This window comes from Catenibacterium sp. UBA627 (genome assembly GCF_002299355.1).
GTDB classification, from domain to species: domain Bacteria; phylum Bacillota_I; class Bacilli_A; order Erysipelotrichales; family Coprobacillaceae; genus Catenibacterium; species Catenibacterium mitsuoka.
The window spans coordinates 1-3,563 of record NZ_DBPF01000019.1; the positions used below are offsets into that span (position 1 = coordinate 1).

4 protein-coding genes and 1 pseudogene are annotated in these 3,563 nt (G+C 31.4%); all 5 read right to left on the bottom strand.

All coding sequences use genetic code 11. The annotated features are described in order from the left end of the window. Nucleotides 1–257 (bottom strand): DUF5714 domain-containing protein (locus tag B2S90_RS01285; RefSeq protein WP_286696430.1); only part of this gene is annotated, 257 nt, incomplete at its 3' end. A gap of 250 nt (nt 258–507) precedes the next feature. Continuing rightward, nucleotides 508–1,155 (bottom strand): cupin domain-containing protein, encoded by a 648-nt coding sequence (locus B2S90_RS01290; RefSeq protein ID WP_279148176.1) that lies wholly within the window; start codon nt 1,153–1,155, stop codon nt 508–510. After that, entirely contained in the window at nt 1,148–1,792 is a 645-nt protein-coding gene (locus tag B2S90_RS01295) for a GyrI-like domain-containing protein (protein ID WP_270467584.1), read from the bottom strand. The genes B2S90_RS01290 and B2S90_RS01295 overlap by 8 nt, the downstream gene beginning before the upstream one ends. Nucleotides 1,793–1,807: 15 nt before the next feature. Further along, nucleotides 1,808–2,710, bottom strand: a complete 903-nt coding sequence (locus B2S90_RS01300; RefSeq protein ID WP_055288675.1) for an alpha/beta fold hydrolase — start codon at nt 2,708–2,710, stop codon at nt 1,808–1,810. A gap of 77 nt (nt 2,711–2,787) precedes the next feature. Next, nucleotides 2,788–3,501 (bottom strand): annotated as a pseudogene (locus tag B2S90_RS01305) (TraX family protein). Between the last annotated feature and the right edge of the window lie 62 nt (nt 3,502–3,563).

Below are 3,563 nucleotides of genomic sequence, written 5' to 3' on the forward strand. Positions count from 1 at the left end.
CCCCATAAACCACACATAGCACCAGGCATTCTCAATCCTTCTATCATAATTTTATTTAATGCATCATCTAAATCAATTTCACCGCCTGCATTTTTAAATGCAACGAGTAAACATGCTCCATCTAAAATATGATGTTCTGGTCCATGAATATTGATATAATCATGATCTGCAATTCTTTTAAATATCTGTATAGGGTTATTTCCTTTTTCTTTCTTTATATCCTTGATAATTAATTCAGCTTTTTCTTGTATTGACATAAAAATCTCCTCCTTTACTCCATTATATAGTAAAAGCGACAGGATTACCCTATCACCCTAATTATTTCTATTTTTTCTTATATATACGAATCATGAGAGGTGCTTCCACTAATAACATGGCAATCCAGCCTATCAAGTAAGAATAAGGTAATGCTTCTATTCCAAAGTTCCATACTAAATGAAACTATTTCAAGAAATATGAAAAAGTAAAAAACGAGACTACAATTGAATCTCGTTCTAGGTAATATCTTCATTGTTCTAATGTAAGAAGTAATGCCATCTTGAAACGTTTAGATGCTTTGACTGCGTGCATGCCACCCTTCGCAAAACAGAAGTTTTCTCCTGCTTTAATGACATGGTCTTTACCCTCATAACTGATGATACCTTCGCCATCTAATGCGAAGATGATAGCTTCTCCTGGTGCTGCATGTTCAGTAAGTCCAGTTCCTTCATCAAATGCCATTACTACAAATTTCATCTTATCATTATGTACAATATCCATATTGATAATCTTACCTTCTGAATAAGGTAATAGTTCTGCAAGTTTAAATACTTCTCCTGGTTTAATCATTTCGTTCATATAATCTATCCTCCTTATTAATGTTTCTGTATATATGACACCATCTTTAGTTCTTATACCCATAGGCATATCAGTGAATGTAATAAAACTTTCATTTGCTTTGACTACTTTAGTATAGCCATTATTTCCATAGACTTCCAACTGACCTTTCAAGACATAAATCATCTTATAGTAAGGATATATTTCAGCACTTATGTCTGTATTTCGTGCGAGTGAGAAATAAGTGAGTGTATCATTTACTGCTTTAGAAGTGGTACAGCCTTGTATAGGCTCGTTATCTTTTGTGATAGAGAAAACTTCTCCTATTTTTTCATTCATGTCTAACTCCTTTCTTGATGGGATGTCTAATAACTGTTTTCCATTTTTCTGGTGCGACTCTTCTTGCATCAGAAAGATATATTTCATGATGTAATCTTTCTTTTGAAAGATCATTGATATATCCATTTTCTTCTAGATATTTATCCATAAGTGCAACAGAAACCGGTTCATCATCAAAAGGACCAATATGCATCATCTGTACACATAATCCCTCCTCTATAGTAAGAAATTCTGCACAAGAACAATCTATCTTTTTCTTAATAGATGCAGTTTCTACTGCCCATTCAAAATCTTTTCTAGTAATAAAGTCTGGTAAACGAATGACAGAAATCCAATTAAAAGTAGATTTATCATCATAATCTATACCTTCAATACCATCCTGCCACCAGAAACCTTCTAGTGGAGGAACCACATATTCAAAGAATCCTTCTATCTTATAATCTGTTTTGTAGCTCATCTTAAGTGTATAAGCGACTGCATATAGTACACTAATAGCCTTCTGATAATCCCCACCTTCCTCGTTTGGATCCCCTTGTCCTCTTACCGCAATATAGTTAGCACGGGGAACAGTGACTATCATGGGTTTATTTTTAGGCATGTAGAATTCTTTATATTCTTTCTTAAAATCAAAAGCCATATATTACCTCCTGTATTAATTAGCATAGAAAAAGTCTAGAACATCTTTATATACTATTTCTTTATTTGTTTCATTGAGTAGTTCATGTCTTTTATCTTTGTACAGTTTACTCTTGATATTTTCATAACCTACTTCTTTCAAAAACTCTTCTAATTCATTAAATTTCTTTTTTCCTTGAATGACTGGATCATCAACACCTGCAATTAAGAATATAGGTAAAGAACTGTTTTGTGGATTCCAATCTTCTTTGATGAAAGCCGATTTTAATAACTGGAAAAGATTCATAAAGCCACTTGTAGTAAAAGTAAACCCACATAGAGGATCGGTGTTATATTCATACACAGTCTGTAAGTTAGAACAGATCCATTCATTTTCAGTTGTATAGCCTTTGTTGTAGTATCCTACAGATAATTTATTCAGAATCTTATTAGGTTTATGTTCTTTATAAAATAATCCTGTAAGTTTTCCTGCAAATAATGCTACATCAACAAGCTTATTTTCTGTAGGTGGACCACACAATACAATCTTTTCAATATGCTTTTCATATTTTTTTAGATAGTTTCTAGAAACCAATGTACCCATACTATGACTAAATATAGAGATATTTAATGTAGGATATCTATTTTTCAAATATTCTGTAACTAGATAAGCATCATCTACAATATATGTTATATCGTTTGTATAGAAATATCCTAAATGTGATGTATCTTTTACACTTGCACCATGTCCTCTATGATCATGAATAGCACAAATATAGCCTTGTTGTGATAAATAATTCATAAAGTCATAATAGCGTTCTTTATGTTCAGACATACCATGTATTAACTGAATAATACCGATAGCCTCTTCTTCTGGTTCAATAATAGCGAGTTCTAGGGGTAATTGATCTCTTTTTGATAAGAGTGTTTCAATAATCATATGTATTTACCTCGTTTCAAGTATATTTTTTGTATAATTTAATACTACACAATTATTATGAACTTTAGATGATGTATCTAAATATGAAAAGTCATTCTTATTATTCCTAAAATAAGCAAATGTACTGGATAGAAGAAATAGTTGAATAACTTATTTTGTCTCCCTCTTTCTCCGTTATAAGTGAGATTTAAACCAAATCCAAGTAATGCCCAGGGTTCCTTAAACATTGACGCATAACAAAATGGTATAGAATAGATATATTTATCATGAAATATATACATGAAATATCCAATAAGTACGGCATGATGTTCATAATCTAATCCCAGATTCATAGCTACAAAACACATAACTGCGACAATGAGGATGGATACAACATACCATAATGGTTTATTCAGTTTCTCTTTTAATACATCTATAATCCATATAATGGCAAGTACAAATGACAGTGTAAACATAATATTGTTTCAGTTGGGTTCAAAGAACACAGCTGATGTACACATATCAAATGGGACTTCAGAGATGATACCAAATAGAAGAAGAGTTCCTAAGTATTAATATTTGTTTCTTGTATGAAAGTATCCTTCTATAAGAAGAAAGATAAATATTGGAAAAGCAATTCTTCCTAAAATATCAAATAGATCACTTATTCTATTTAAAATACCACCATCCAGATTAGGATAGATAATAGCTTTATTGAAATGATCAATCAGCATTGAGGCAAATGCAATATATTTTAACTTCGCACCTGAGAATATCTTGATTCTCTCTTTTATATTATTCATATGTCTCATCCTTTCAAATCCATTATAACATAAAAGGCTGATTTACAAAGTAATCCGCCTTGGTAATTACT

What these genes read in the sequence shown, in the direction of transcription:
- B2S90_RS01290 (WP_279148176.1), bottom strand. Translation starts at nt 1,155, where the DNA reads ATGAATGAAAAAATAGGAGAAGTTTTCTCTATCACAAAAGATAACGAG.
- B2S90_RS01295 (WP_270467584.1), bottom strand. Translation starts at nt 1,792, where the DNA reads ATGGCTTTTGATTTTAAGAAAGAATATAAAGAATTCTACATGCCTAAA.
- B2S90_RS01300 (WP_055288675.1), bottom strand. Translation starts at nt 2,710, where the DNA reads ATGATTATTGAAACACTCTTATCAAAAAGAGATCAATTACCCCTAGAA.